Annotated in this window: 4 protein-coding genes; all 4 read left to right on the forward strand. The window is 69.6% G+C overall.

Annotated elements, in window-relative coordinates; translation table 11 throughout:
- Window positions 1–124: 124 nt before the first annotated feature.
- The 4 genes from AOJ26_RS37610 (at window position 125) to AOJ26_RS37625 (ending at window position 4,372) form a co-directional block, all read left to right on the forward strand.
- Window positions 125–1,357: a L,D-transpeptidase gene (locus AOJ26_RS37610; RefSeq protein WP_053852845.1), complete on the forward strand. Its 1,233-nt coding sequence runs from the start codon at window positions 125–127 to the stop codon at window positions 1,355–1,357.
- A gap of 162 nt (window positions 1,358–1,519) precedes the next feature.
- The gene (locus AOJ26_RS37615) at window positions 1,520–2,758 is read left to right on the forward strand and encodes a L,D-transpeptidase (RefSeq protein ID WP_179200226.1); all 1,239 of its coding nucleotides are present in this window, start codon (window positions 1,520–1,522) and stop codon (window positions 2,756–2,758) included.
- A gap of 80 nt (window positions 2,759–2,838) precedes the next feature.
- The gene (locus AOJ26_RS37620) at window positions 2,839–3,606 is read left to right on the forward strand and encodes an enoyl-CoA hydratase/isomerase family protein (protein WP_053852843.1); all 768 of its coding nucleotides are present in this window, start codon (window positions 2,839–2,841) and stop codon (window positions 3,604–3,606) included.
- 157 nt (window positions 3,607–3,763) lie between these two features.
- On the forward strand, window positions 3,764–4,372 hold the full coding sequence (locus AOJ26_RS37625) for an ATP-binding protein (protein ID WP_078960180.1): 609 nt from the start codon (window positions 3,764–3,766) through the stop codon (window positions 4,370–4,372).
- Window positions 4,373–4,520 lie beyond the last annotated feature (148 nt).

The following is a 4,520-nucleotide window of genomic DNA, read 5'->3' on the forward strand; positions in this document are numbered from 1 at the left end:
CGGGGAGGGGGGGCCTGCCGTCGGGCGGCGGCGGGTGCGTGGGGGCTTGCCGCGCGGTTCCCCGCGCCCCTTCAGGGGCCCGAAGGTCACGTTTCTCCTGGGTGGGCACCGTCGTTGGGTGGGCGTGAGGCATGGACATGGGCGCGCTCGGCGCGCAGGGGCCGTTCTGGCCGCCGTAGTGACATGGGCAGGACTGCTGGCCGGGGCCGCCGGCTGCACCGCGGACGCGGGCGGCGGGATCGGGGGCGTCGGCGGGTTCGGGAAGCCTCCCGCGCCCGAGGACGTCATCCGGGTCGCCCCCGACGACGGCACCAAGGGCGTGCCGCCCGAGGAGGGACTCCGGGTCCGGGTGCCCAGCGGACGCCTGGAGTCGGTCACCGTCGTCAAGTCCCAGGACGCGCAGGAGTTCCCGGTGCCCGGGCACATCTCCGACGACGGACTGCGCTGGGAACCCGACGAGGCACGGCTCTCGCTGGCCGCCGAGTACACCGTCGACGCGGTCGCGCTCGACGCGCACGGCCGCCGCTCGGCCCGGCACACCACCTTCACCACCTACGTCCCCGAGGAGCGCTTCATCGGGTACGTCAGCCCGGAGAACCGCTCCACCGTCGGCACCGGGATGATCGTCTCCCTGGAGTTCAACCGGGAGATCGAGGACCGCGCCGCCGTCGAACGCGCCGTCCACGTCACCGCGAAGCCGCCCGTCGAGATCCGCCCGCACTGGTTCGGCAAGGGCCGCCTCGACTTCCGGCCCGAGCACTACTGGACCCCCGGCACCCGGGTGACCGTCGCTCTCCGGCTCCGCGACGTGGAGGGCGCACCCGGGGTCTACGGCCTCCAGCACCGGACCTTCTCCTTCACCGTCGGCCGCAGCCAGGTCTCCCTCGTCGACGCGGCCACGCACACCATGCAGGTCCGACGGGACGGCGCGCTGCTCGCCACCGTGCCGATCACCGCCGGTGCCCCGAAGACGACCACGTACAACGGCAAGATGGTCGTCACGGAGATGCTCGAGGTGACCCGCATGAACAGCCGCACGGTCGGCTTCGGCGGCGAGTACGACATCCCGGACGTCCCGCACGCCCTGCGCCTGACCGACTCCGGAACCTTCCTGCACGGCAACTACTGGGCGCCCACCGCCCCCGGCCGGGTCAATGTCAGCCACGGCTGCGTGGGGCTCAGGGACGTGAAGGGCGGCAGCTCGGACACGCCCGCCGGCTGGTTCTTCGACCGCAGCCTCGTCGGGGACGTCGTCGAGGTGGTCCACAGCGATGACAAAAAGGTCGCTCCCGACAATGGCCTCGGGGGCTGGAACATGGGTTGGAAGGAGTGGAAGTCGGGCAGTGCGGTGAAGTAACCCGACGAAGGGGCGGCTTGGCCCAACTTTCCGTTGAAGTTGGGACGGAATGGTGACCTTGGACTTACACGATGCTCAAAAGTCTGCGGTTAATATTCGCCAACGCGTGCGTAGAACACGCCGGGGAGCGGGCCTGACCAGGCCCTTCGAGGGGAGAAGGACTTGAACGTGCGACCGATATCGGGGGCGTCGGTTGACGCGCGGGGGCGCAGGGCCAAGGGACTGCCGGCGCTGGTGCTCGGCGCTCTGCTGCTGACCGTCACCGCCTGCGGCGGGGGAGGGTCCGGCTCCGGTGACGCCAAGGCGGAGAAGGGCGACTCGTCCGCCGCCGCGACCGAGCAGTCCGAGGCGGTCGTCTCCATCTCCCCGAAGGACGGGGCGAAGTCCGTGGACACCAGCGGCGCCCTCAAAGTCGCCGCCGCCAAGGGCAGGTTGACCGAGGTCCAGGTCAAGGACGCCAAGGGCACCGCGATAGCCGGGAAGATAGCCGCCGACGGCGCCTCCTGGACGCCGTCCACCCACCTCGCCTCCGGCACCGCCTACACCGTGCACGCCGTCGCGAAGGACGCCGCGGGCCGCACCGCCGCCGAGGACTCCCGCTTCACCACCCTGACCCCGAAGAACACCTTCATCGGCACCTTCACCCCCGAGGACGGCTCGACGGTCGGCGTCGGAATGCCGTTCTCCGTCCGCTTCACCCGGGGCATCACGAGCCCCGAGGACGTCGAGAAGGCCATCACGATCAAGACCACGCCGGCCGTCGAGGTCGAGGGCCACTGGTTCGGCAACGACCGTCTGGACTTCCGTCCCGAGCAGTACTGGAAGGAAGGCACCAAGGTCACCGTCGACCTCAACCTGAACGGGGTCGAGGGCCGCAAGGGCGTCTACGGCAAGCAGCACAAGACCGTCTCCTTCACCATCGGCCGCAACCAGGTCTCCGTCGTGGACGCCAAGAAGCACACGATGAAGGTCACCCAGGACGGCAAGACCATCAAGACCATCAAGGTCACCACCGGCAAGCCCGGTTACGACACCTGGAACGGCCAGATGGTCATCAGCGAGAAGCTCGCGGTGACCCGAATGAACGGCGAGACCGTCGGCTACGGCGGCGAGTACGACATCAAGGACGTTCCGCACGCCGCCCGCCTCACCGACAGCGGCACCTTCATCCACGGCAACTACTGGGGCGGCGACGCCTTCGGCAACTACAACGCCAGCCACGGCTGCGTGGGCCTGCGTGACGTCAAGGGCGGCTACGACAGCGGAGTGCCGGCCGCCTGGTTCTTCAACCACTCGCTGATCGGCGACGTGGTCGTGGTCAAGAACTCCGACGACGCGACGGTCGCACCGGAGAACGGGCTGAACGGCTGGAACATGTCCTGGGAGAAGTGGAAGGCGTAGCTCTCCCGCCGACGGGCGGCCCCGGTGCTGTGAGATACGGCACCGGGGCCGTTGCCGTTAGTGGCCGTTAACCTGCTGCCATGACCGTGAATCTCGAAGTCGCCGAAGGCGTCGGCACCATCCGTCTCGACCGCCCGCCCATGAACGCCCTGGACGTGGCCACCCAGGACCGGCTCAAGGAGCTCGCCGAGGAGGCGGCCCGGCGCGAGGACGTGCGCGCGGTGGTCGTGTACGGCGGGGAGAAGGTGTTCGCGGCCGGCGCGGACATCAAGGAGATGCAGGCCATGGACCACACCGCGATGGTCCTGCGCGCCCGCGCGCTCCAGGACTCGTTCACGGCGGTGGCCCGCATCCCCAAGCCGGTCGTCGCGGCCGTCACCGGCTACGCCCTGGGCGGCGGCTGCGAACTCGCCCTGTGCGCGGACTTCCGCATCGCCGCGGAGAACGCCAAGCTGGGCCAGCCGGAGATCCTGCTCGGTCTGATCCCCGGCGCCGGCGGCACCCAGCGCCTGGCCCGGCTGGTCGGTCCGTCGAAGGCGAAGGACCTGATCTTCACGGGCCGTATGGTCAAGGCCGACGAGGCGCTGACGCTCGGTCTCGTGGACCGGGTCGTGCCCGCCGCCGAGGTCTACACCGAGGCGCACGCCTGGGCCGCGAAGCTCGCGCAGGGACCGGCGATGGCGCTGCGCGCCGCGAAGGAGTCGATCGACACCGGTCTGGAGACGGACATCGAGACGGGCCTCGCGGTGGAACGGAACTGGTTCGCAGGGCTGTTCGCCACGGAGGACCGCGAGCGGGGCATGAAGAGCTTCGTCGAGGAGGGCCCCGGCAAGGCGAAATTCCTCTGAACCTCTTGCAATTGACGCGATGTCTGATCCGGGTCCCTCGATGGGGCGGTTTATGGGAGCCTTAACGCAACCTTAAGTCTGTCTTGTCGAGGGAGTCCGTCGATTGCCTCCCAGTGAGCCTCCGCCGCAGGTCAGAAGGACTGTTACGGGCACTGAAGTGCCCATGGCATATGCCGATCGACTTCATCGGAACGATGTGTTCCGGGGGGCGTATTCGTCAGGAACGGCCCCGGGGGCCGCATCGGGCGGCCATGATGGGGGCATGGCGGGGCTGGAGGGTTTCGAACAGCCGCGGGGAGACGGCCGGGCGACGGCGGCGCGCTGGTCTCCGGCGGTCGAGGACGAGCACGCACAGAAGGTGCTCGAACTGTTCGGAAATCCCACGGAGGCCGAAGTTCCGCTGCCCTCCCGGCCGGAGTCCGCGGCCGCCGCGCGGCGCCTGACCCAGGTGATCGTCCTCCGCCACTGGGGGCTCACCCCGAAGATGACCGAGGACGCGGTGTTACTCGTGTCCGAACTGGTGGGCAACGCGGTGCGGCACACCGGGGCCCGGGTGTTCGGTCTGCGGATGCGGCGTCGGCGTGGATGGATCCGGGTGGAGGTCCGTGACCCCTCGCGCGGACTGCCCTGTCTGATGCCGGTCCAGGAGACGGACATCAGCGGGCGCGGGCTGTTCCTCGTGGACAAGCTGTCGGACCGGTGGGGGGTCGATCTGCTGCCCCGCGGGAAGACAACTTGGTTCGAGATGCGGGTGGCTGACCGGTAAGAGCGGACAAAGCGCCTTAAATGGTGCGGGTGACTACGACCGATCGCCGGGCCGTGCTGCTCGCCACCGCCGGTCTCGCGCTGACCGCCGGATGCGGCACCACCGGGGCCGTCGCCCACCCCGCGCGCGCCTCCGCCGGCTCCACATC

Origin of the sequence: Streptomyces sp. NRRL B-24085 (genome assembly GCF_001282115.1) — a bacterium.
Classification (GTDB): domain Bacteria; phylum Actinomycetota; class Actinomycetes; order Streptomycetales; family Streptomycetaceae; genus Streptomyces.